This window comes from Bradyrhizobium sp., from assembly GCF_022844465.1.
Taxonomy (GTDB): domain Bacteria; phylum Pseudomonadota; class Alphaproteobacteria; order Rhizobiales; family Xanthobacteraceae; genus Bradyrhizobium.
This window is the reverse complement of record NZ_JALHLP010000003.1, coordinates 107,325-130,007: the sequence shown is the minus strand read 5'-3', so window position 1 is coordinate 130,007 and position 22,683 is coordinate 107,325. Positions and strand designations below refer to the sequence as shown.

The 22,683-nt window shown below is 63.0% G+C and carries 20 protein-coding genes; 2 read left to right on the top strand and 18 right to left on the bottom strand.

Annotation, left to right across the window (positions count from 1 at the left end; translation table 11 throughout):
* The first annotated feature begins 61 nt into the window (after positions 1 to 61).
* Entirely contained in the window at positions 62 to 937 is an 876-nt protein-coding gene (locus Q0D31_RS08735; RefSeq protein ID WP_291848517.1) for an S-methyl-5'-thioadenosine phosphorylase, read from the top strand.
* Positions 934 to 2,037 carry an S-methyl-5-thioribose-1-phosphate isomerase gene (gene mtnA, locus Q0D31_RS08730; RefSeq protein ID WP_291848514.1) on the top strand — a complete coding sequence of 368 codons (1,104 nt, stop codon included), beginning with the start codon at positions 934 to 936 and terminating at the stop codon, positions 2,035 to 2,037. The genes Q0D31_RS08735 and mtnA overlap by 4 nt, the downstream gene beginning before the upstream one ends.
* Positions 2,038 to 2,119: 82 nt before the next feature.
* On the opposite strand, the gene Q0D31_RS08725 is transcribed toward mtnA, so the two are convergent.
* The 18 genes from Q0D31_RS08725 to Q0D31_RS08640 form a co-directional block, all read right to left on the bottom strand.
* The gene (locus Q0D31_RS08725) at positions 2,120 to 3,313 is read right to left on the bottom strand and encodes a CoA transferase (RefSeq protein WP_291848511.1); all 1,194 of its coding nucleotides are present in this window, start codon (positions 3,311 to 3,313) and stop codon (positions 2,120 to 2,122) included.
* A gap of 220 nt (positions 3,314 to 3,533) precedes the next feature.
* Entirely contained in the window at positions 3,534 to 4,499 is a 966-nt protein-coding gene (locus Q0D31_RS08720) for a UDP-glucuronic acid decarboxylase family protein (protein WP_291848508.1), read from the bottom strand.
* Positions 4,500 to 4,701: 202 nt separating this feature from the next.
* Positions 4,702 to 5,451, bottom strand: a complete 750-nt coding sequence (locus Q0D31_RS08715; protein WP_291848505.1) for a glycosyltransferase family 2 protein — start codon at positions 5,449 to 5,451, stop codon at positions 4,702 to 4,704.
* Between the two features lie 13 nt (positions 5,452 to 5,464).
* Positions 5,465 to 6,868 (bottom strand): capsule biosynthesis protein, encoded by a 1,404-nt coding sequence (locus Q0D31_RS08710; RefSeq protein ID WP_291848502.1) that lies wholly within the window; start codon positions 6,866 to 6,868, stop codon positions 5,465 to 5,467.
* Positions 6,865 to 8,262, bottom strand: coding sequence for a surface carbohydrate biosynthesis protein (locus Q0D31_RS08705; RefSeq protein WP_291848499.1), 1,398 nt, complete (start codon positions 8,260 to 8,262; stop codon positions 6,865 to 6,867). Before Q0D31_RS08705 ends, Q0D31_RS08710 begins: the two co-directional genes overlap by 4 nt.
* 26 nt (positions 8,263 to 8,288) lie before the next feature.
* Positions 8,289 to 9,221, bottom strand: a complete 933-nt coding sequence (locus Q0D31_RS08700; protein WP_291848496.1) for a hypothetical protein — start codon at positions 9,219 to 9,221, stop codon at positions 8,289 to 8,291.
* Positions 9,218 to 10,099, bottom strand: a complete 882-nt coding sequence (locus Q0D31_RS08695) for a class I SAM-dependent methyltransferase (RefSeq protein ID WP_291848493.1) — start codon at positions 10,097 to 10,099, stop codon at positions 9,218 to 9,220. Before Q0D31_RS08695 ends, Q0D31_RS08700 begins: the two co-directional genes overlap by 4 nt.
* 13 nt (positions 10,100 to 10,112) lie before the next feature.
* Positions 10,113 to 11,651: a hypothetical protein gene (locus Q0D31_RS08690; protein WP_291848490.1), complete on the bottom strand. Its 1,539-nt coding sequence runs from the start codon at positions 11,649 to 11,651 to the stop codon at positions 10,113 to 10,115.
* A gap of 10 nt (positions 11,652 to 11,661) precedes the next feature.
* Positions 11,662 to 12,480 carry an SDR family oxidoreductase gene (locus Q0D31_RS08685; protein ID WP_291848487.1) on the bottom strand — a complete coding sequence of 273 codons (819 nt, stop codon included), beginning with the start codon at positions 12,478 to 12,480 and terminating at the stop codon, positions 11,662 to 11,664.
* The gene (locus tag Q0D31_RS08680; RefSeq protein ID WP_291848484.1) at positions 12,477 to 13,193 is read right to left on the bottom strand and encodes an acylneuraminate cytidylyltransferase family protein; all 717 of its coding nucleotides are present in this window, start codon (positions 13,191 to 13,193) and stop codon (positions 12,477 to 12,479) included. Before Q0D31_RS08680 ends, Q0D31_RS08685 begins: the two co-directional genes overlap by 4 nt.
* On the bottom strand, positions 13,190 to 14,077 hold the full coding sequence (locus Q0D31_RS08675; RefSeq protein WP_291849173.1) for a Gfo/Idh/MocA family oxidoreductase: 888 nt from the start codon (positions 14,075 to 14,077) through the stop codon (positions 13,190 to 13,192). The genes Q0D31_RS08680 and Q0D31_RS08675 overlap by 4 nt, the downstream gene beginning before the upstream one ends.
* A gap of 17 nt (positions 14,078 to 14,094) precedes the next feature.
* On the bottom strand, positions 14,095 to 15,144 hold the full coding sequence (locus tag Q0D31_RS08670; RefSeq protein WP_291848481.1) for a nucleotidyltransferase family protein: 1,050 nt from the start codon (positions 15,142 to 15,144) through the stop codon (positions 14,095 to 14,097).
* Positions 15,145 to 15,572: 428 nt separating this feature from the next.
* Positions 15,573 to 16,646: an N-acetylneuraminate synthase gene (gene neuB / locus Q0D31_RS08665; RefSeq protein WP_291848478.1), complete on the bottom strand. Its 1,074-nt coding sequence runs from the start codon at positions 16,644 to 16,646 to the stop codon at positions 15,573 to 15,575.
* Positions 16,643 to 17,821: a UDP-N-acetylglucosamine 2-epimerase gene (gene neuC / locus Q0D31_RS08660; RefSeq protein WP_291848474.1), complete on the bottom strand. Its 1,179-nt coding sequence runs from the start codon at positions 17,819 to 17,821 to the stop codon at positions 16,643 to 16,645. The genes neuB and neuC overlap by 4 nt, the downstream gene beginning before the upstream one ends.
* Complete coding sequence (locus Q0D31_RS08655) at positions 17,814 to 19,037, bottom strand: LegC family aminotransferase (protein WP_291848471.1); 1,224 nt, start codon at positions 19,035 to 19,037, stop codon at positions 17,814 to 17,816. The genes neuC and Q0D31_RS08655 overlap by 8 nt, the downstream gene beginning before the upstream one ends.
* Positions 19,021 to 20,040 (bottom strand): NAD-dependent 4,6-dehydratase LegB, encoded by a 1,020-nt coding sequence (locus Q0D31_RS08650; protein WP_291848468.1) that lies wholly within the window; start codon positions 20,038 to 20,040, stop codon positions 19,021 to 19,023. The genes Q0D31_RS08655 and Q0D31_RS08650 overlap by 17 nt, the downstream gene beginning before the upstream one ends.
* 162 nt (positions 20,041 to 20,202) lie before the next feature.
* Positions 20,203 to 21,411, bottom strand: coding sequence for an HAD-IIIA family hydrolase (locus tag Q0D31_RS08645; protein WP_291848465.1), 1,209 nt, complete (start codon positions 21,409 to 21,411; stop codon positions 20,203 to 20,205).
* A gap of 10 nt (positions 21,412 to 21,421) precedes the next feature.
* On the bottom strand, positions 21,422 to 22,315 hold the full coding sequence (locus Q0D31_RS08640; RefSeq protein WP_291848462.1) for a hypothetical protein: 894 nt from the start codon (positions 22,313 to 22,315) through the stop codon (positions 21,422 to 21,424).
* Positions 22,316 to 22,683 lie beyond the last annotated feature (368 nt).

Sequence of the window (22,683 nt, the reverse complement as noted above, 5' to 3'; positions counted from 1 at the left end):
GCTTGATTATTGCGCCGCAGTATAGTCGAACATGCCTGTGATGAGCTTACGGGGAGACGTCATGACGCGGGCTGTGCTTGGCATCATCGGTGGGTCCGGCATCTACGATTTGCCGGGCTTGGAAAACGCCCGGCAGGAGAGTATCGACAGCCCCTGGGGCGAGCCTTCGGCGCCCTTGACGCGCGGCGTCGTTGCCGGCCTGCCGATGGTGTTCCTGCCGCGCCACGGTAAGGGACATGTGCTTTCGCCCTCCGACATCAACTACCGCGCCAACATCGACGTCTTGAAACGGGCGGGGGTCACTGATCTGGTTTCGCTCTCGGCCTGCGGTTCGTTCAGGGAGGATCTGCCGCCCGGCACGTTCGTGCTGGTCGATCAGTTCGTTGATCTCACCTACCGCCGCGACAGCTCGTTTTTCGGCAAGGGTTGCGTCGCCCATGTCTCGATGGCGCATCCAGTATCGCCGCGGTTGCAGGTGCACTTGGCGGCGGCCGCGAAGGCCGAGGGCATCGCCGCGTTGCGGGGCGGCACTTATGTCTGCATGGAAGGCCCCCAATTTTCCAGCCTCGCCGAGAGCCTGAGCCACAAGGCGCAGGGCTATTCGGTGATAGGCATGACCAACATGCCCGAGGCGAAGCTCGCGCGCGAGGCCGAAATCTGCTACGCCAGCGTCGCCATGGTCACCGATTTCGATTGCTGGCATCCCCATCACGACGCCGTCACCGTTCAGGACATCATTCGCGTGCTGAACGCTAATGCTGACAAGGCCAAAGGGCTCGTGGCGCGGCTTGCCAGGGATTTCCCGCGCGAGCATGAACCGTGCCCGATCGGCTCCGACCGCGCGCTCGACACCGCCTTGATCACGGCGCCGGAAGCCCGTGACGCCCGCCTGCTCGAAAAGCTCGATGCGGTGGCCGGAAGGGTGCTTCGGTCGTGAAGGTCGATGGCCGGCATTTTCGCAGCATCTGGCTCGAACCGGATGGCTGGTCCGTCGGCGCGATCGACCAGCGGCGCTTACCGCACGAGTTCATCGTCGCGCGTATGGCGAGCGCCGCGGATATAACGGAAGCCATCCGTTCCATGCTGGTACGGGGCGCCCCGCTGATCGGGGCGACCGCTGCCTATGGCGTGGCGCTCGCGATGCGCGCTGATGCTTCCGGTGCGGCGCTCGATCGCGCCTACGCCGTGCTGCTGGCGGCGCGGCCGACGGCGATTAACCTGAAATGGGCGCTCGAGCAGATGGTACGCGTGCTTCGCCCGCTGGCGCCGTCCGAACGAGTCGCCGCGGCCTACCGGCGCGCCGCTGAGATTTGCGAGCAGGACGTCGCGATCAACCAGGAGATCGGCCGACACGGACTGGCGCTGATCGAACGGATCGCGGCGACAAGAAAGCCTGGCGAGCCCATCAACATCCTGACCCATTGCAACGCCGGCTGGCTGGCGACCGTCGATTGGGGGACAGCGACGGCACCGATCTATCTTGCTCATGACCGGGGCCTGAACGTCCACGTCTGGGTCGACGAGACCCGACCCCGCAATCAGGGTGCCTCGCTCACGGCATGGGAACTCGGCCATCATGGCGTCCCGCACACGGTGATCCCTGACAACACCGGCGGCCATCTGATGCAGCACCGAATGGTTGATCTCGTGATCGTCGGCACCGACCGGGTGACTGCCAATGGTGATGTCTGCAACAAGATCGGCACCTACCTGAAGGCGCTCGCTGCCCATGACAACGGCATACCGTTCTATGTTGCGCTGCCATCGCCCACCATCGACTTTACCATCGATGACGGCATCACCCAGATTCCGATCGAGCAGCGCAGTGGCGACGAGGTGGCGACCTTGACCGGACGCACCGCCGATGGGCGCGTCGAGACCGTGCGGGTCGTCCCCGATGGCTCGCCGACGGCCAATTACGCCTTCGACGTTACGCCAGCCCGGCTGGTCACGGGATTGATCACCGAACGCGGCCTGCTCCGTCCCGAGCGTGCCGCGCTTGCGAGCGCGTTCCTAGAGCGCAGCGCCAGTCACTGATATGGATATATCGGCGGGATGCTCCCGAGGTTGGCCGGAAGTTCTCGCTTCTTCTGAAAATAGATGGCGCGTGGCGGCCGGCTCACACCACCTTGCGCTGACGCAGCTCGGCGATCTCGTCCTTGCCGAAGCCGAACTCGGCCAGTACCTCCTCGGTCTGTTCGCCGAACTCCGGCGGACGCGCCGCCATCTTGCTGGGCGTGCGCGACAGCGTCACCGGCTGGCCCACCAGCTGGATATGACGGTTCTCGTCGTTCGGCACATGTTGGGCAATGCCGAGATGCTTGACCTGGGCGTCGTCGAACATCTGGTCGATCGCGTAGATCGGGCCGCAGGGCACGCCGGCCTCGTTCAATTGCTTGACCCAGGTGTCCGTTGATCTCCTTTCGGTGAGCTTGCCGATCGCCTCATTGAGCGCGTCACGGTTCTTGGATCGCGCCGGAGCGGTGGCGTAGTCGGGGTTGGTAAGGAGTTCGGGGGCGCCGATCGCCTGCGCGAAACGTTCCCAGATCCGTCCGCCGGTGGTGGCGATATTGATGTAGCCGTCAGTAGTCTTGAATACGCCGGTCGGGATGCTGGTTGGATGATTGTTGCCGGCCTGCCTGGCCACGTCCTTTTCCATCAGCCAGCGTGCGGCCTGGAAATCCAGCATAAAGATCTGCGCCTGCAGCAGCGAGGTCTGCACCCACTGGCCCTCGCCGGAAACGTCGCGCTCCAGCAGCGCGGTCAGGATGCCAAGCGCGCAAAACAGCCCGGAGGTGAGGTCGGCGACGGGAATGCCGACCCGCATCGGACCCTGGCCAGGGGCGCCAGTGATCGACATCAGCCCGCCCATGCCCTGCGCGATCTGATCGAAGCCGGGCCGCTTGTGGTAGGGGCCGTCCTGGCCGAAGCCGGAGATGCTGCCATAGACGATGCGCGGGTTGATCTGGCGCAGGCTCTCATAATCGATGCCGAGTTTTGCCTTCACGTCGGGGCGGAAGTTCTCCACCACGACGTCGGTCTGCGCGGCCAGACGCTTGAACACGTCCAGGCCCTTCGGATCCTTCAGGTTCAGCGTCATGGCCCGCTTGTTGCGGTGCAAATTCTGGAAGTCAGAGCCTTGCCGCGGGCCGCCGGGCTGCTCGCCGCCGGCGTCTTCCATCAGCGCGTCGATCTTGATGACATTTGCGCCCCAGTCCGCCAACTGGCGCACACAGGTCGGTCCGGCGCGGACGCGGGTAAGGTCAAGCACGGTGAAACGAGAAAGGGCTTGTGAGGCGCGTGGGAAAGGCATTGAGACACCCTTATTACTTCTGGATCCTAGGAAAGAGGGCCACAACGTGGCTTAGACAATCTGGCCTGGAATTTCCAACGGATTGTTAGGCATCCTGGAGTGATGCGATATCGCCCCAGTCCTCGGTTGGGCTGCGAGCGGCATCAAACCGGCGACGGACCCTCGGAGATTTCGGCAAGCCGGTGAGGTGCGCGCGTTTCGCTTGCAATGTCGGCCGGGTTTACGCCAGCTCGAGCGAGCGCTTGAAATAGGCAATCGTCTCCTTGAGGCCGTCGGCGAGTGCAACTTTCGGTTCCCAGTCCAGCAACGCTTTCGATTTCGCAAGGTCAGGCTGGCGCTGCCGCGGGTCGTCCTGCGGCAGCGGCTTGAACACGAGTTGTGAGCGGGAGTTGGTATAGCTGATGACCTTCTCGGCCAATTCGAGAATCGTGAATTCCGCGTTGTTGCCAAGGTTGATCGGTCCGGTGCAGGCTTCGTCAGTCAGCATCAGCCGGGAAATGGCCTCGACGAGGTCATCGACATAGCAGAACGATCGGCTTTGTCCGCCGTCGCCGAACACGGTGATGGGCTCGCCCTTCAGCGCTTGGACGATGAAGGATGAAACGACCCTGCCGTCGTTGGGCTGCATCCGCGGACCGTAGGTATTGAAAATGCGCGCAACCTTGATCGGCAACGCGTGTTGCCGCCAATAGTCAAAAAACAGAGTTTCGGCGCAGCGCTTGCCTTCATCGTAGCACGATCGAATTCCGATCGGATTGACATTGCCCCAATAATCCTCGGTTTGAGGGTGGATCAGCGGATCGCCATACACTTCGCTGGTCGAGGCCTGAAAGATCGGGGCCCGGAGACGCTTGGCAAGACCAAGCATGTTGATCGCACCGTGCACGCTGGTCTTGGTGGTCTGGACCGGATCGCGCTGGTAGTGGATCGGCGAGGCCGGGCAGGCCAGGTTGAAAATGGCGTCGACCTCGATGTACAAAGGAAACGTCACATCGTGACGGATCGCCTCGAACATCGGATTTGACAACAGGTGGGCGATGTTCTTGCGGCTGCCGGTGAAGTAGTTGTCCGCGCAAACCACTTCGGCGCCTTCAGCCAGCAACCGTTCACACAAATGCGATCCGATGAAGCCCGCGCCGCCGGTGACAAGTATTCGACTGTCCTTGTAGTTTCGGTCAAACGCCATCGCTATTCCCAACGGTTCAACTCGCAGCGGTCGGCCCGCTCAACGACCCCTTCACGGGACGGCGAGTGGTATCGGCAACGGCTTCGTTCGCCAATAGCCGTCGACCAGGTGAGAGGTACCTGGACACCATATGCGCGACCGTATACCGATGTCCATGGGTCCTTATGAGCAGTCGCGCCACCACGCACCGGCCGGGCCATCGTCAGAATTCTCGTCGCTTGAGCCAGGCGCGTACGGCCCAATGTGAGAAGCACCAGGCGGACTTGATCGGCGAGAGCTGCTCGACGTTTCGGTAGATGTGCCAGACCCAGCCGGCCGAGCGCAGCGGACGGCTGGATACCGAACTGCCGCGGACGCGGTAGCGCGCGAGGTCTTCATTCAGGCCACGGGCGACGTGGCCAGGCTTGAGAACGCTGAGCCAGAGACAGAAATCATCATAAGGTTCGTTCTTCATGGCGATCGGGCCGGCGACGTCGCGATCGACCATCGCGGTCAAGGTGGCGATCGAGGTGTTCTTGAGCAGTTGTTCGTAGCTCAACGAGGCAGGTACTTCGATCAGTCGGCCGGTGACGGATCCGGTTTCGTCGATGCGGCGGAAGGCCGTATAGCTAAGCGCCGCACGGTTCGCTTGCGCGAAGGCGATCTGCCGTTCGAGCTTGGCGGGCAGCCACAGATCGTCGCTATCCAGAAAAGCGACAAATCGTCCTTGCGCCTGCTCGATCGCTGCCTGGCGGGCCAGCGCCGGACCCCCGTTGCGCGGCTGACGGATCAGCCTGATGCGTCGATCGCTTGTGGCGCGGCCTTCGACGACTGCGGCGGTTTGGTCCGTCGAGCAATCGTCGGCGATCACCAACTCCCAGTCGGTCATCGTTTGTGCCTGGACCGATCCAATGGTCTCGCCGATCAGCGAAGCCACGTTCCAGGAGGGCGTGATAATCGAAACGAGCGGCATCGCGGGTTCCTTTTCACTCCGCTCGCGGCGATTGGGCCACCGCGGCAAGAAGTGAAGCCGAAAAGGTGTCGAGCTGTTGCGGATCGCCGATGTAAAGCTCGCCCGGCCACGATCGCCGCCAGGCCGTCTCAAAATAAGGGGCGGCATCGACGGGATCGAACGGCGGCGCCCGCAGCGCTTCACGCAGCCGCTGCGGAACATCCTTGAGGCGTTCGACTGCGAAAACCAAGGGGCATGATCGATAAAACGCGTCTCCCATCACCACGACCGGCTTGCCAAGCAGTACGGCTTCGGCGCCCGACTTGCTGTTGACCGAAACCACCGCCTCGGCGCGGCCAAGCACTGCGTAATTGTTGGTTTGCGGCGGCAGCAGGATGAAATTGTCGAAACGCCGCCCAAGTTCGAACAGGCGGCTGGCCGGAACGGCGCCGATCTGGGCTGGATGCTCCTTGACGACGAGGGCATGCGAATCCGGGATGGTGCGCAGCAGGAAATCGATGGTCGCGACCTGATCGAGATATTCGGGCGAGCGCAACGTTAACGCCATGTCGGCCGGAACGTGAAGCGGGTAGTAGATGAACGGCCCTTTCGGCATCGGACGGTAGAGTTTTCGAAGCCGCGTGGCGCTATAGGCCATCGCCGCATGCATCCGGGCGTGACGCAAATTGTGTCCGAATTCCTGGTGCTTACCGAGCGCGAACTGGTCCCACAGCTTTTCGACCAGGCGACGGGCGTTGCGCGTATTGGCGATCTTCTTGAACGCGGAGGAATACTGGTGCCGGTCCTTTTGCGGAATGACGATCGCGCGCTGGCGCAAGGTTTCGTCGAGATATGCCTTCACGTCGCCCGAAACCGAGTCGGCGGCTTCCTTCATGGTGTCGGGCGCGGAAAAGCTGTCTGGGGTAAAATAGAGCCTGCCGCGAAAGAACGACGGTTCGATAAACCAGTTGCGGGCGCCGCGCTTTCTCGCCGCGTGGAAGCAGGCGATCACCGAAAGAAAGCCCCCCAGTTCCTGAACCACGACGGCTTGTTGCCCGTGCTCGGCCAATCGGTCGAGGACCGTCTCCATGGCGTTACTGTAGATCATGAATCGCCTGCGCAGCGCGGCACTGTCGCGAATCCCGAAAGTGACGCGCTCGTGACTGAACGGGAGGTTGGTTCCCTCCAGGCCGTAATCTGCGATCCTGGCGTTGAAGGCGTCGGCGCCGGCAATCGGCTCGGCTCCCTGCAATCCGGCGCGATACATGTTGATGGTGGCGACATTGGCCGCTGACGCCATCTCCGCGCTGCGGTCGTCAAACGCGAGCAATTGAACCTCTCGCCCGGCGTTCTTCAGCCGCTGCGCCACCGGAATCCAGAACCGGGTCTGATACTCCGCGAGCGTCGTGATCAGGATTGTTTCAGACGAGATTCTCATGCGCGCTCGGGGCGTTGCTGAATTGCGATGCTGGCGAGCGGTAGCCCGGTCTTCATGCATCGTGCACGCTCGACGCCAAAGCGCGACGGATCTTGTTGGTCGTGAGTGGCGATCCGCTCAAGCAGTCGCCCGATCTCTTTAGGTTCAATGCGCTTGTCGCGCCGGGCGGGATTGAACCAGGTACGAAACGCTTCCGTCGCCGCCGATCCGAACGCAAGGCTGGCCGCACCCTTGGCGATCTGCCCAAGGCTCGGATCGGTCCGCGTGCCGCGGAGCACGCTCGCAAGTGAAGTAAATGTCCGGCCGCGGACGCCAGAGCCGACAAGGACTTCGGCCACACGTTCCGCAGCCAGCCCGTCGTTGCGATGGAAGTAAGGGTGGATGTGGGCGGCGTGAACGCCCGCGAAGTCGAACTTCCTGGTCTCTTCGTCAAGATCGTCGATCACCGACAGCAACTGCTCGAACGACCCGATGGCTCGGCTGACCCTTGCCGGGAGCAGCGCATGTCCGGCGGTCGCCGGCGTATTGAGGTATTCAAGCTGGATCGGAAGCTTTCCGAGCAGCACCGCCTCGATGGCGGTTCCGCAGTTCAGATGAACGACGGCCGCCGCATTCTGAATCATGTCGAGGACGCTGCCGGTCCCATCAACGACGACGTTTGGATGCCGTTGCAGCGCGGCGCGATAGACGTCCTCGCTCTCGAACGGATGCGGACGAACCAGGATATCGCGATCCGGCCTTGCTGTCGCCAGACGACCGATCTCGACGAGGTACTGTGCGAACACCTGCTTGATGTCGGCGAGGAAGCGGTCGACATAGGCTCCGTCCCAGCCAGCCCGGATCATGGCTTCACGTTCGGCGCCCGGCTTGCTGGAAAAACGGGAATTCACCAGCGGGAAATTGGCGTTGACCAGGAGGTAGCCGCGTCGATCGCCGTCGAGCAGCCCCCTCCATCGCGGCGCCGCGAAGTCGAAGCGAGGGCATCCGGTAACATAGAGCCGGTCTGGCTTCATCGCCCGGCTCTCGTTGAAAGCTGTGTACAGCCGCTCACCCCAGAAAAAATATCCCGAAAGCGCGTCGGCGTAACCGCTGCCGCTGATATAGGCGGCCATCGCCGGTGGCGAGTTTCCACCGCTTGCCGCGAGCACGCCGCCCTCGGTATCGAGAACGTAGAGTGCCAATCCCGCCTTGGAAAAGCTTCGCATTATGTCGAGATTTGCGGCGCGAGCATAGTTGACGACGAGGGTGTCAAGCCCGAGGCGCGCCACATCGACGCCTTGCTCGTACATCGGGATGATGAAAACGGACGCCCCGCGCAAGGCGAGCTGATAGGCAGCCAGAACGCTGCCTGCCAAATCCCGCTTGGGGTGGTCGACCACCCATCCGATGCGCACGATCTTCCGCTCCCAGGGAATGCGGATCAGAGCCGCATGACCGCGCGCTCGATCTCGCTCAACGGGCCGACGGCCCGGAAGCGGGCGGCCGGCTCCGGATACATCCGCGGCGGTTGAATGTAGGTGGCCGTGTAGAGGAGGCGGGGCCGGTCGGAAAGGATACGGCTGCCCATGTGCAGGCACCGCGCGGTATTGACGATGAACGACGACAGCCGTGGTGCCACGATTTCCTTGACCGCGGAACGATCCACCCTGGAGAAAACCTGATCGTCGCTCATATGGCTCTTGAGCGTATTGCGGAACGGCTTTGACGACGGCGCCGGGATGAATGTCAGCGGGCCGTCGGCGGTATCGCGAACGTCGGTAAGGTATATGAAGAGCTTGCAAACCCGCTTGTCGTCATGGTCGAGATGCCAGAGCTGGGAATAGCTCAATGGTTGATTTTCCGTCGGCCGCGACAGCGTCAGGAGAACGTCCGACAGCTGGGGCAGCTCGTGCATGAAATCGCCCATGATCCGCAGAACGCTCGTCTGCAGCGCGTAGCGCACGAACGGATGGTCGGTGGCGAACGCGCCGTTGACGAGGTCCTCGTCGAGCAGGCTTACCCAGAATGATTTGTGGCCGAGCTCCTGCTTTCCAGCGAGTTCGTTGAGGCGGCTGACCTTGCCTTGCGCGACGTGGGCTACGGCTTCCGCAAGGCCGCGGTCGACGATCGCGGATACGTCGACGTATCCCTGTTCGCCGAGCTGGCGGCTGGCGGCGCTCCATTCCGGCGCCGCAGGAAGCGAGTTCAGCATTTCAATCCGCCGGGCGCGGGCGCGCAGCTGCAGGCTGCTCAGCGTCGCCTTGGTGATCCAGCCAAGATCAGTCCGGTTCACGTGCCAGAGCAGGCGGCGGAACTGGCTGATCTTGTGTTTCTTGGCGACCGGGGTGGCGGAGGCGGTGCTGACCATGGTCATGTTGGCTCCCAGCAGTACAGAAATCCGTCATTGTTGATCGACGGAGCAAACGGCATACGCTCGCGCGCGAGGATGCGAATTCGTCCCTCCCGCTCAAGCCGGTCGAGCAATGAGAAGAGCTGCGTCTGGTAATCGACCGATCGGATATAGACGAGACTGACGAGGTCCCGGGGATGGGTAAGGTCGAGAAGTTCGGTCGTAGGCTCAATGTTGATGACGCGCTTCGGCTTCGCCGCGATGATGTTCTCGACGACTTTGCGCACGTCGTAGGGAATCTGCTCGATGCAGAAATAGGTGAATACCACCTCTCCTGCGATCGCGGAAAGGTTGGGATCTCCGACGTCGGTCAGATCGATGCGGTCGAGCGAGATCTTGTCCGACAAGCCGAAATGGCCCGCGATTTCGCGTCCGGCGGCGATGCCGTTCGGCGCGATGTCGAAACCCTTCAAGACCATTTCGGGACGGGCGAGATGAAGCGAGAACAGGTTATGCCCAGAGCCGCAACCGAGTTCCACGATCTGCTGGGTGTTGCCGGCGTGACGTAGCAGAAGCTCGCTCAACGCTTCGATACGGTAGCGATAGTACCGTTGGCCGTCGATCCGCAGAATTCGGCCGTCCACCTTGCGCAAGCGCTCGGTCGGATCGGGCGGTGCGAGGAAGTCGGCGAGGCTGGCGGCGCCAAGCCAGGCCTTGCTGGCGAGCATTTTCTGCCAATGCTGTCGGTTGTATTCGGAGTTCACGACATCGGCCGTCCGTTGCACCCGGCGCGTAAGGCGGTAGATGCTCTTGGCGATATCGATGGCGTAGGTGATTGCGCGGTCGGTTAGCGACGCCGGAGAAATCGTTCCCAGGATATCGTTCGCGCCCGTCGTCTTCATTCCGTAGGTCCAGTCAGCTTTCGGTGAACTGCTTCTTTCGGGGCGTCATCCCCATCAGGTGGCCGAGCGCTGGAAAAACGGCGCGGTGCCTTTCGTCCAGGACGAGGAAATATTGCGCGACCCAACTGGCAAGGCAGAATGTCGTCGCTACCAATGCCAATTCTATCAGGCTGTCAACCCGAATATAACTCGCTGATAGCCAAAGCAAAATGCTTCCGATTGCGAGGACGCCGAGCTGGATCCCGACGGCCTTGGCGAAGCCGCGGCGATCGAGATTCAGGGCGCGACGCAGTATTTTGATTTGCCAGGGCAACACCGTGAGGCTGCCGACGACCTGACCGAGAATCAGCGCCCGTTCAGCGAACATGCCGAGGGTCGCCGATGATATCACGCCCCAGATCAGCAATTGCAGGCCCAGCAGCCAGTTCAGCCGCGTCTGAGTTTCGGTGCGCGTCAGGAAGATCACGTTACCGATCGCCAGATATTGCGCGCAGATGGGGACCAGGAAGCTCAATCCCATCCACAGCGCATAGGGCGCCAGCAGCGGACCGATCCAGATCTGCATGATTTCGGGCGAGAGGATCGCGGCCGCGGCAAGCGGCGGCAACGTCATCATCGGCAGCATGATCAAGCCGAGCTCGCCGAGGCGTTGAAAGGTAACCGAGCTGCCGCGTTCGTCCAGACGGCTGGCGACAGGGAGCAGGGCCGATGTGAGAAGGCCGACGACAATCTTGGCGACCCGCGACAGCCGCACCAGCGCGTCGTAGGTGCCGACAGCCATCGGGCCAAACAGCAGGCCGATGATGAAGGGCTGTATCGGTCCGATGATCCCGCCGATCAACCGGCCTTGAAGCAGCAGCAGGCACCGGTGCAGCAGCTCGCGGCGTATCGCCGGGGTCCACGCGGCGGGGCGCGTGCTCTTTTTCGCCAGCGCAGCGATGGTGGCCACCAGCATGGCGAGCGCTCGCAGCACAAGCGTAGCGAGATAGATATAGGCGACAATTTCGAATGGGGCCGACGACCGGGAAGCCCAGATGGTCAAGGCAACGTAGGCGAGAGTGGAGGTAAACTCCGAAAAACGGAGCAGGTTATATCGCTCGAACCCCTTGACGGTTCCCTCCCACACCAGTGCTGGGACCAGCACCAGATTTGCAAGCGCCGTAAAATGCAGGATGTCGATGAACTTCCCGGCGTGCGCGGGATCGACCTTCATCAAGACCGCCAGATACGGAGCACTCCACCAGACCGCCGCGCTCAGGGTTAGCGCCAGCAGGATCGACAAGGCCGTCAGAAACGAAAGCTGACGCCCGAGCAGGCCCCAGTCGCGATGTTCCCTGGCGCGCGCCACCGCCTGGGTGGCGACCTCCGAAAGGCCAAGGTCCAGAACGGCAATCATGCCGGATGGCAGTAGCAGCCGCGTGATGACGATGAGGCCGAACTCCGTGACCCCCCAGGTGTGGATAATCACCGGGAGCACGATCAGACTGAGGATGGCGGCGGCGCCAAACGCGATGGTCGAGATAATCGTGTTGTGGATCAGGCGTTTGATCATCGGCGCCGCGTCACCACGCGCTCAATCCGCCGTCGACCGCGATATTCTGCCCGGTCACGTAGGACGCCGCATCCGACACCAGGAACAGCACCGCCCCCACCATTTCGTCGGCGCGTGCCATCCGGCCGAGCGGAACGCGGGCGCCGTAGCGCTGCTTGAACGTGTCGTTCTGCCCGCTCTCCACGCCGCCCGGCGTGAGCGTGTTGACGCGAACGCCCTGCGGTCCCCAATAGGCGGCGAGGTGCTTGGTCAAGCCGATCACGCCGGCCTTTGATGCCGTGTAGGCCGCGGGCGTGTTGATGGCGCGGCCGAGGTACTCAGAGCCCTCATAGATGCGCTGGTCCGGCGCCATCAAGCCGTAAATCGAGGCGGTCTGAACGATACTGCCGTAGCTGCGCGCGGCCATCAGGGTTCCGAAAACCTGCGCCACGTTGAACATGCCGTCCAGATTGACCGACATGATTTCCCGCCAGGTTTCTGACGAGAAGGCGGCGACCGGGGCGAAGAATGCGTCGACGTCGCGGGTCTTGCTGGCGGCGTTGTTGAGCAGGATCGACACCGGGCCGAGGTCGGACTCGACACTGTCGGCCACGTGGCGGATCGTTCCGGGTTGCGTGATGTCGCAGACATAACCCTTGATGCTTACGGCATGGCGGGCGGACAGATCGGACGCGGCGCGTTGCACGGCTTGCGCGTCGAGGTCGAGAATCGCCACGTTGGCGCCAAATTCAGCCAGGCCCTCGGCGAAGCGGCGTCCCAGGATTCCGCAGCCTCCGGTCACGACGGCGGTGCGCCCCTTGAGGTTGAACAAATCCCTGAACGCCGTCATGGCCTGGCCTCCGGCAATGCCAGCCTCTTGCGAAGCAGCAGTTCTACCAGTGTGAAGTCGAGATCGGAATCGATGTCGACGGACCGCTCTTGCGGCATCTCGAACAGTTGCGTGTCGGGATAGAACACCGAGGGATTCTCGAGGAAGGGCGTAACCCGCCATGCATAGATCGAGGCGTTCATATCGAAGCAGCGTGGCACATCCTGCCGGCGGGTGATCGGTGGATCGACCGGCTTCGACAGGCCGAAGGTGCCATCGGCGCGCGCCTCCACCAGGTTGAAATAGGGCGAGCGGCGTGCCGACGCGCCGGTGATGACATTGCACGCGCCGGATCGTTCCAGAAGCGCCACCGCGCCGGCGATGTCGGAGGGCAACCGTAGCGGCGAGGTGACGTCGAGGTCGACGAAGATATCCGGGCTTGTCCCGGTGCGGGCGATCGCCTGTTCGAGGCAATGGCGTATCGCGGGGATCTTGGGAGCACTGTCGGTCGCCATCGCGTCGGGACGCTTGACGGCGAGGTTCGCGCCTGCAGCTAGCGCGGCTTGCAGCAACTCATCGGAATCGCTGCTAAAGGCGATTGTCTCGAACAGGCCGGTTTGCCGTGCCTGGTCGATGGTCCAGGCGAGCAGTGGCCTCCCCAGTAACTCGCGCGCGTTCTTGCCGACAATCCCCTTGGAGCCGCCGCGCGCGCATATCGTGCAGAACAGCTTCACGCCGATATCCACATCCGCGATCGCAACGCGCGCTCGCTGGCATCGATCAGGTCCATCACCGCCAACCCTTCACCGAAGGTGCAGATCGGGCCACGGCCGCTGATGGCGGCGAGATGCATGGCTCTGTAACTTTCGTCCGCCTGATTCGGGAAGTCATGTGCCTTGCCATTGACAGTGAGGCGTCCGCCGGGAATGTCGGCTTCGATCGTCTCGTCTACCAAGTTTACCCGTATCTTGCGGATACCGGGCTGATCCAGATAGTCCATGTGCACCTGAACGGCCTGCGACCGCTCCATTTCGAGCAAGAGATTGAAGTGGTCGTCCACTTCCACCTGTCGCGCGCCGGACGCGCCGCCGAGCGCCGCGACGCGCCGCCAGCGGCCGAACAGCCATAGCAGATAATCCAGTTCATGGCTGAGGTCGCGGAGCACGCCGCCCCCGGCCTTCAGCGTCGCCGACGCGGTGGCGCGGTGGTCGCGCCCCGGCCGCCAGTCGCGAAGGTCCTGGCCGACATAGGCCGATACCGTCACCGCCGGCCTGCCGCCGAGACGATCGGCAAAAGCGGTCATGACCGGGTGGAAGCGTAGATTGTAGCCAACGACCAGCTTGGCAAAGGGATAGTCGGGCGCAGGGGTGGACGTTGCAAAAACCGGCTTTTCGACCAGAACCGAGCCGCGGAACCCTGCCTCAGCGAGATGGCGAAGCGATTCAGCGTGGTGCGAGGTTTCGGTGGCCACAACCGCGTACCCCGGACGGACACCGGCGAGCGCTGCAGCGACCGAATCATGGTCACCGTTGCCGCGGCGGCTGACCGTCACGACGTCATGGCCAAGCTCGCGCAGCACCCTTGCATGTCGTTGCCCGATCGAGCCAAGGCCGATCACGACGGCTTTGGTCCGGCTCACGGAAAGACCTCGTGAAACTCGGCATGCGCCTGCTCGAAATCCTCCATGCGGCCGATATCGAGCCAGTATTCCCGGATTGGATAGATCGCCACGCGACCCTTGTTGGCGACGATGCGCTCCAGCACCGTCGGCATATCAATGCGAACGCCGCGCTCGACGTGCTCGGTCACGGTCGGTCCGACCACGTAAATTCCAGCGCTAACATACCATGACTCGGTCGGCTTTTCCCTGATGGCCTGGAGATAGCCGTCATTGGCGGTGACGACGCCATAGGGCACATGCACCTTGTGCTCGCGTACCGCCATGGTCGCCTCGGCCGAGGTGCCGTTGTGGAAGTCGAGCAATCCGCCGTAATTGATGGTGGTCAGGATATCGCCGTTGGTAACGATCGTCGGCAGGCCGGTGGACTGCGGCAACAGGCCCAGCGCGCCGGCGGTTCCGAGACGTTCCTCCTCCCTGAGATATTCGATCTTCGCGTTCAGCGCGGCGCCGTCGCCGAAATGGTCCACGATCATCTCGGCCCGGTAGTTCACCGAAATGAAGATGTTCCTGAAGCCCTGCTGCACGACGTTGCGAATGATGGTTTCCAGCAACGGCCGACCGCCGACGTTGAGCATGGGCTTGGGACGTTCGCGCGTCAGCGCGCCGAGGCGTTCGCCAAGCCCGCCGGCCATGATAAGGACCGGGTTCGGATATTGCGGAGCCTGGATCAGCTCGTCGAACGTTTCCACCCCGATGAGCTGGCCGTCGGCATCGAGCAGCGGAAGCTGCTTGATGGATCTTTGTCGCATCAGGTGCAGCCGCTCTTCGCGCGAGAGCGTCGCTGGCGCCGACACCGCGGAGCGGTTCATGACGTCAACGGCCAGCCCAGTGAGCTGAATTCCACGCAGCAAGCCACGGCGAATGTCGCCATCGGTCACGATGCCGACGAGCCTGCCGGAAGCATCCAGGACCATGGCAACCTGCATGCTGCCGCGCTCGATCGCAGCAATCGCCTCGCCCACGGTCGCCTGCGCTCCAACGACGGCTTTGCGCCAGGACTTCATGGCCTATTACCTCGTACCAGCCAGATATTGACGGCACTCGACGATTGAGGCCGGTATATCGCGGCTGCGAAGGACGGCGTCAACCCCAATGGTCCAGCGCCCCGGCGGCTTCGTCAACAAGGGTTTGGCCGCAATGATTGGCTTTTCTTGCCCCCCGGGTCTTTGGCCTGGGCGCCCGTCGAACGTAACGGGATGGGCGTCGCAGGTCCGTCCGCGCGGCCCATCGCAAGGCTCGGGGCAGGTGCCGTCGTGATGTCTTGGGCGATGATGAACGCGCCATCGGCGAGAGCCGCTTCGTCGGTCTCGGTACCCGAGGGATCATGTTCAACAGGTGAAGAATCGCTGATCGCGACGGGGGGCGTCGCAATCATTTCCCGAAACATGGAAATTGAGCGGGCTCCCGCCTAGGTCAACCCCACCGCCGCGCATCAAAGCTGATCGTCGGCGTCGCAAGACCGCGCGACCGTGGTCCCAATCAATGACCAGTATTCGATCGGCGGCCGACCGGATCCGGGGCGCTTGCTCGTGATGTCATCTGGACCAAGGACCTGTCCGGCTTCCAGCGGTCGTGCCGCCACGATACTCTTGCGAGCGATCGGAATGTTCTTGATCTCGGAAGTCCGGGGCGCCTTGATGCCGTCTCCGATCGCGCCCTCGATGTTGCGGATGGCCGAAACCATGCGGGTGAAGTCGCCGGGCTCGAGCGAGGCCGCATGGTCTGGCCCTTCGGCGTTGCGATCGAGGGTGAGATGCTTCTCGATAATGGTCGCGCCGAGCGCAACCGCGGCCAGCGAAACCTCGAAGCCGTCGGTATGGTCGGAATAACCTACCGGAAGCTGGAACGCCGCGCGCATCGCCTGCATCGCCGCAAGGTTCACATCCTGTGGTGGGCAGGGGTATTCGGTCGTGCAGTGAAGCAGGCTGACCTTCTTTGCAAGGCGCTGGCGCGCGGGCGGATCGCGCCATGCGGCGCGAAACGCGGCAATGCAGGGCGCATCGGCGCCGCCGCCATAGCCGTGGGCCAGCACGCCCAGCGCTTCCTCGACTTCACCGAGTGTCGCCATGCCGGTCGAGAGGATGAGAGTCGCGCCGGCGCTCGCCAGCGAATGCAACAACGGAGCGTTGGTCAGGTCGCCCGAGCCGATCTTGATTCGCGGCAGCTTCAGCGACAGCAGGAACTCAAGCGATTTCGGGTCGAACGGCGTCGAAAGGAATTCTATGCCGCGCGCTTTCGCACGCCCTATCAGCGCATGATGCGCCGATTGCGGCAACTCCAGCCGCTGCAGCATGGCGTGCTGGGTTTCGGCAGCGTCGGTAGTACGCCGCTGATAATCGGCCTTCTTGGCGGTGCGTCCGGCCAGCGAACTGGCGTTGAAAGTCTGGAACTTCACGATATCGGCGCCGGCATCCGCGGCGGCATCGACCAGGGCCAGCGCGGTCTCCAGGCTGCCGGAATGGTTGACGCCGGCCTCAGCGATAATGAGGGTGCGTTTTCCCGTCATCTGACCGCCCCCTCGCTGTGGACGTCATGGAATCCCTTTTGCAAGAGCGCACGGAAATCCGGGACGCGGGCGATGGTGTCGGCGATACGCGCGCTCGCCTCGCCGTCCCCGTACGGGCTGACCGTAGGCTGCCGGCCGCGGCGCAACGCAGCCGAAATCGCCGCAGTAATCGCGTGACGTTCCGGCGCGGCATGGAACACCGAAGCGGCGCGCTCTCTGCCTTTCTGCCGGTCGCCGATATCGACGCTGGGCGCGTCGAGCGACGGCGCCTCGTAGATTGCGCTCGAGGAATTTCCAACGATGACGTCGACCTGGTTCATCAGGCTGATGTAGCGAAGCTGTCCCATTGACGCGACGGCGATGGCGTTTGGCCGGTCTGACACGAACGCCTTGATGCGCTGGTTGATGGCACGGCCTTCCGCGTCGGCGTTGGCGAGCGTGAAGAACAGACGAAATTCCGGGCCAAGCGCCGACAGTGCGGCGAGCAATTCGTCGAGCGCGCCGACCGAGCGGTCGGCTTGGACCGTTACCGGATGAAAAGTTACCAGGGCGTTGCGCTCGCCGAGCGGCATTCCGACCTCGCGCCCGACGGTGTCGCGATCCATCAGCTTGAGGCGCTTGATTGAGTCGATGCCGGGCGACCCGACCGTGAAGATGCGCGACGGGGCTTCGCCAAGCTGGATCAGCCGCCGTGTCGAATCCGCATGGCTCGTGAAATGCAGATGCGCCATCTTGCTGATGGCGTGGCGGATTGAATCGTCAATCGCGCCCTCGGTGACGTCGCCGCCGAACAGGTGCGCCATTGGCAGCCGCATGTACATTGCGGCCTGCGCCGCCGCGAAGGTCTCGTAGCGGTCGCCTAGCACCACGACGAGGTCGGGCATCAGCCGGGAGAACGCGTCGGCAAACCCGATGACGCCGAGAGCGACGGACTTGGCGACGCCTGCGCCGGAATCGCTGCTGAGCAGCGTTTCGATGGCTTCGTCGACCGTGAAGCCTTCCTCCCGGATGTTGTTGATGGTGTAGCCGAATTCGGGCGACAGGTGCATGCCGGTGGCGATCAGTTGCAGGTTCAGCCCCGCGGTTTGCTGCACTGCGCGCATCGGCCAGACCAGCAGGCCGAAATCGGCGCGGCTGCCGGTGATGAAACAGATCTTCCTGGTTTTTTCAGTCATCGTGGGCCTGGATGCTGGCGCTGCTGGGCAGATTGATCAACCGGCGTTCGATCGATTCGGCAACACGGAGGTCGCCGCGCGGGCAGGCGGTGAACATCGGAAGGCGGTGCATCAGCGTCCAGGCCGGACGGGCGCCAAAACCGCTGTCGTTGAGCGCGGTGAGCGCGGCGTCGCGCCGGTCGGCATGGGCCTCGTCGAGCAGGATGGTGTTCAGCCAGTAATTGCTGGTCGTTCCCTCCGGCTCGCGCACGAAGGCGACGCCGGGGACGCCGGCGAAGGCGCGGTCGTAGGCCACGGCCAGACGGCGCTTGCTGGTGAGGAAACCGTCGAGCTGTTCGAGTTGTGCGCATCCGAGCGCCGCGTTCAGATTGGGCAGGCGGTAGTTGAAGCCGATTTCGTCATGCACGAAGGCCCATTTGTGCGGCAGCTTGGCGGTGGTGGTGATGTGCTTGGCCCGTTGGCCCAGTTCCTCGTCGTTGGTGAGGATGGCGCCGCCGCCGCCTGTCGTGACGATCTTGTTGCCATTGAAGCTTAGCGCCGCAAGACGGGCCTGCGAGCCGACCGCGTGCCCTCTGTAGGTGGAGCCGAGCGACTCGGCGGCATCCTCGACGACCGGAATGTTCCAGTGCGCTGCGATGGCTGTAATCGCGTCCATATCCACGGGATGGCCGAATGTGTGCATCGGGGCGATCGCCGCGATGCGGCGGCCGGTCTCGCGGTTGGTGGCGCCAGTCGCGCTCCGTTGCGCGATGGCGTCGAGGCGTTCACCCAACGCCTGCGCATCCATTCCGAGAGTCCTGAGCGAACTGTCGACGAAATGCGGGCTGGCGCCGCAATAGGCGATCGCGTTTGTGGTCGCGATGAAGGTCAGCGCCGGTGAGATCACCTCATCGCCGGGTTGGACTCCGGCGAGCCTGAAGCAGGCGTGTAGCGCCGCGGTGCCGTTGACGACCGCGATGGCGCGCCTGGCGCCGGTGACTTGCTCGAGCATGCTCTCGAAGCGGTCGACGAACTTTCCGACCGAGGATACGAAGGTGCTCTTGATGCATTGCTCGAGATAGGTGATTTCGTTGCCGGCAAACACCGGCTCATGGAGCGCCAGCATGCCGTCAGGCGTTCCCGCCGCGCGCTGGACCGCGGCAACGATCATTCGCACGTCAAAGCGATCGGACTTCGTAGCCGGAATGCCCACGCCGCCCTCATACATTGTAGACATCAGCCTTGTAGCGCGCGAGGTTGACCGGGTCCACGAACCATTGCGTCGTCTTTTCGAGGCCGCGGCGCAGGCCGTCGAGGCCGCCGAACTCGGGTGACCAGCCAAGTTGCTGGCGGGCCTTCGAGTTGTCGGCCCAAAGCCGCTCCACCTCGCTGTTGGCGGGCCGAAACCTCGCCTCGTCGGTTTCGATCTCGACTTCGGCTTGCATCACCTCGGCGATCATGTCCGCTGTCGCGCCCACCGATATCTCAAAGCCGCTGCCGAGGTTGATGGTTTGCCCGACGGTCTGTTCCGCGGGCGCGGTGAGGCCTGTAATGAGGCCGCGCGCGGTATCCGTCACGAAGGAGAAATCGCGGGTCGGGCTGACGGCGCCGAGGCGAATCTTGCGCTTGCCTGACGCAATCTGGCTGATGATGGTCGGGATCACGGCGCGGGCCGATTGGCGCGGTCCGTAGGTGTTGAAGGGCCTGACGACGACAACAGGCATGTCAAACGAGGCATGAAACGACAGCGCCATCTGGTCGGAAGCGATCTTTGAGGCCGCGTAGGGCGACTGCCCGACCAGCGGGTGGTTTTCCTTGATCGGCACGAACTGCGCACTGCCATAGACTTCGCTGGTTGAAGTCTGGACGAAGCGGCGTACGCCCGCATGGCGGGCAGCCTGCAGGACGTTGACCGTGCCGCGGACGTTGGTCTCGACATAGGAGTCGGGCGCCGCATAGGAAAACGGAATCGCAATCAGCGCGGCCAGGTGCATGACGTCGGTGCATCCGGCGGCGGCCGATATCATGAAGTGCGGATCCCTGATGTCGCCGGCGACCACTTCCACGGACTTCATGACGTCGGCCGGGACCGTATCGAGCCAGCCCCAGGAGTTGAAGGAATTGTAGAGGACCACCGCCTTGACGTTGGCGCCAGCCCGGACCAGTTCCTCGACGACGTGCGAGCCGATGAATCCGTCGCTGCCGGTGACGAGTACGCGGGCGTCCTTCAGTTCATCCATGCCTGGACCCCAAACGGCGATTATTGCAGTCTTCGCAATATGATGGCGCTATAGCACAATACCCGTCCGGTGCAACCGGACGATGCGGTTAACGCGGCAATGCCGGTACATTCGGAGCAGTCGAATGGGCTTCAATCCGCCCGGCGCAAGGTTGCGGGGTGGTCATGGCTTGGAAGCGGGCCGGCGCGGCAGAAGCTGTTTCACAAAGGATTCGAGGTTGCCGCCTGAAAAAAGGTGCCCCTTCAGGCCGGCGGCGGCCGCCGCCTGGAGATCACTGGCTTTGTCGCCGATCAACATGCTTTCATCCGCGTTGACGCGGAAGCGGCCGAGGAGATCGGTGATCATGCCCGGCCCGGGCTTGCGCCGGTCGCTGGCGCGGCGATATCGCTCGATGGTGCCGTCCGGATGATCCGGGCAATACTCGAAGGCATCGATGTGAGCCCCGATGGCGGCCATCTCGTCCGCCATCCAGCGGTGCAGCGCCTGCACATGGCTTTCCTCGTAAAGCCCCCTGGCGACGCCGGACTGGTTGGTGACGACGAACGCGAAGCAGCCAGCATCGTTGACTGCCTTGACGGCCTCGCGGGCGCCGTCGATCCATTGCAGCTTGTCGGCCTCGAAGGTGTAGCCTGAATCATGGTTGAGGACACCGTCGCGATCGAAGAACACCGCTGGCCGCCGCAATCGTTCATTCAACTCGACATCCGCGCGCGCGAGATCTTCGGGTATGCCGATGTCGATGAAATATCCGCGATAGGAAGTGCCGCTCATGGCGCCGGCTTTGGCAAGCGCGGGAAATATGTCCTGCTCCAGCGAGGCGGGGAGGGCGCCGACGCGGCCGACGACCGAGCGGTCGAGCACGTAGACACCGGCATTGACCGGGCCGGTGGCGCCCTGGCCCGGCGCGCTGAATGATCGAACCCGGTCGCCGTCCAGTTCCACGCGCCCAAACCTGTCGCCGGTCACGTCGGCGCGCAGCGCCATGTGGACGAGACGGCCATTCGCGCGCACGGCCAGATCAAGGATGTTGAAGTCGAAGAAGGAATCGCCGTTGAGCAGCAGAAAGCGTTGCTGCAGCCGTTCGGCGGCGTGCACCAGCGCGCCGGCCGTGCCTAGTGGCGTTGATTCCAGCGCAACGGTCAGTCGGGCGCGGCCCCGGACCGTCCCGTCGTAGCGCGCCTGAATGCTCTCGGCCCTGTGACCCGCCAGCAGCAGGATTTCCTCGAACGCGTCGTAACGTGCGAGTTCGTCAATCAACGTATCGAGAAACGGCCGGTCGCCGACATCAAGCATCGGCTTTGGCGTCGCCCTGGTCCGTTCGCCAAGCCGGGTGCCGAGGCCGCCGACCAGGATGACCGCCTGTCTCAGCATGGCGTAAGCACTAGTATTGATAGCCGACATGCTCCGGCTGATCGCGGAACGGATCGATGCAGATTCCTGCATTGGTGCTCAGCAGGTTTCGGCTTCTGGCGAAATGCGGCCGCCAGGGGATTTCTGACGGAATCAGCACGAAGGTCGCAACATCGCGGTGAGCGCGCTTCGGTGACGTCGCCTTGTGGATGCAGCCGCCGTTCTCAAACAGCAGCCGGGTTCCAGCGGGGCCTTCGAGAACCCGTGTGGTGGCGCGGTCGTCAAGGCGATCGACGAACTGGTTGATGCGCCGCCGATCGAAGAAGCCTTCCTTGCGAAGGCCGACGCTGAACGGTTTGTCCTTGACGCTCAGCGCGCCGGTATCGGCCACCACGTCGTCCAGGTAGACCATCAGCTTGATCTCCTGCTTCGGGCAGTTGTCGAGATGCCACAGGAAGCTCGAGTCCGGCTTGTCCGGTGTCGGCATCGTGCGATAGAACGACACCGCGAAAATCTTGAAATGGCTGCCGTAGTAATTCTCGATGACGGCTTCCAGATCGTCGTCGATGAAGTCGATGATCTCGGGAACGAGCTCAAGCCCGTCGATCAGCCGAGACATGCCGTAGTTGACGACATAGCCGTTGTTCTGTTGCTCAAATCGACGATCGACGAGCTCCTTGATGGCTTGTAACTTCTCTGCCGTCATCCGCGTCGGGGGAGGGAGTGCAGCGAAGCCATCGGTCTTGAAGCGGCTGGCGGCAGCGAGCTGTTCGGCGGTCGCCTTTGAACGGGGTTTCCAGCTGCGCCGCGCCGCGCCCTCATAGGCCGCATACCTCATGTTGACCCTGAGCGAGTGATTGTTGCCAAACAGCGCAACACGCGTCTGCGTGCGTGCCCTCGACGCGATCTTGCGAAGCGATTGCATTTCAGCTTCTCCAAATCAAAGGAACGAACCGACCTCGGCTTGGCGTTTGGACAGGCGACGGGCGGCCGATGAATGATGAATCAAGAATAGCGGCCAGCGCAGCGTTCTGTCCCCGGACAATATTTGCGAGCTGGATATCTTTCATCTTAATCCGGGCGACTGGCGAAATCGGCACGACCAGCGTCAAATCTGCCCCGCGGCGCCCGGAATTTCCGAGCCTCGGTCTCGGGAGCTAAACGACATTCCTAGCACGGGTCTCTTGCGAGGTGGTTTCTTACCACTGCAACCAAAACAGGGCAACCCTGGTGCACTCGCGCTCGACCAGTCTTACTTGTGATACCCATTGCACGCTGGTCTACGGAAACGCT

Coding starts and splice junctions, on each gene's coding strand:
- Q0D31_RS08735 (WP_291848517.1), top strand. CDS start 62: ATGACGCGGGCTGTGCTTGGCATCATCGGTGGGTCCGGCATCTACGAT.
- Q0D31_RS08725 (WP_291848511.1), bottom strand. CDS start 3,313: ATGCCTTTCCCACGCGCCTCACAAGCCCTTTCTCGTTTCACCGTGCTT.
- Q0D31_RS08720 (WP_291848508.1), bottom strand. CDS start 4,499: ATGGCGTTTGACCGAAACTACAAGGACAGTCGAATACTTGTCACCGGC.
- Q0D31_RS08715 (WP_291848505.1), bottom strand. CDS start 5,451: ATGCCGCTCGTTTCGATTATCACGCCCTCCTGGAACGTGGCTTCGCTG.
- Q0D31_RS08710 (WP_291848502.1), bottom strand. CDS start 6,868: ATGAGAATCTCGTCTGAAACAATCCTGATCACGACGCTCGCGGAGTAT.
- Q0D31_RS08700 (WP_291848496.1), bottom strand. CDS start 9,221: ATGACCATGGTCAGCACCGCCTCCGCCACCCCGGTCGCCAAGAAACAC.
- Q0D31_RS08695 (WP_291848493.1), bottom strand. CDS start 10,099: ATGAAGACGACGGGCGCGAACGATATCCTGGGAACGATTTCTCCGGCG.
- Q0D31_RS08690 (WP_291848490.1), bottom strand. CDS start 11,651: ATGATCAAACGCCTGATCCACAACACGATTATCTCGACCATCGCGTTT.
- Q0D31_RS08685 (WP_291848487.1), bottom strand. CDS start 12,480: ATGACGGCGTTCAGGGATTTGTTCAACCTCAAGGGGCGCACCGCCGTC.
- Q0D31_RS08670 (WP_291848481.1), bottom strand. CDS start 15,144: ATGAAGTCCTGGCGCAAAGCCGTCGTTGGAGCGCAGGCGACCGTGGGC.
- neuB (WP_291848478.1), bottom strand. CDS start 16,646: ATGACGGGAAAACGCACCCTCATTATCGCTGAGGCCGGCGTCAACCAT.
- neuC (WP_291848474.1), bottom strand. CDS start 17,821: ATGACTGAAAAAACCAGGAAGATCTGTTTCATCACCGGCAGCCGCGCC.
- Q0D31_RS08655 (WP_291848471.1), bottom strand. CDS start 19,037: ATGTCTACAATGTATGAGGGCGGCGTGGGCATTCCGGCTACGAAGTCC.
- Q0D31_RS08650 (WP_291848468.1), bottom strand. CDS start 20,040: ATGGATGAACTGAAGGACGCCCGCGTACTCGTCACCGGCAGCGACGGA.
- Q0D31_RS08645 (WP_291848465.1), bottom strand. CDS start 21,411: ATGCTGAGACAGGCGGTCATCCTGGTCGGCGGCCTCGGCACCCGGCTT.
- Q0D31_RS08640 (WP_291848462.1), bottom strand. CDS start 22,315: ATGCAATCGCTTCGCAAGATCGCGTCGAGGGCACGCACGCAGACGCGT.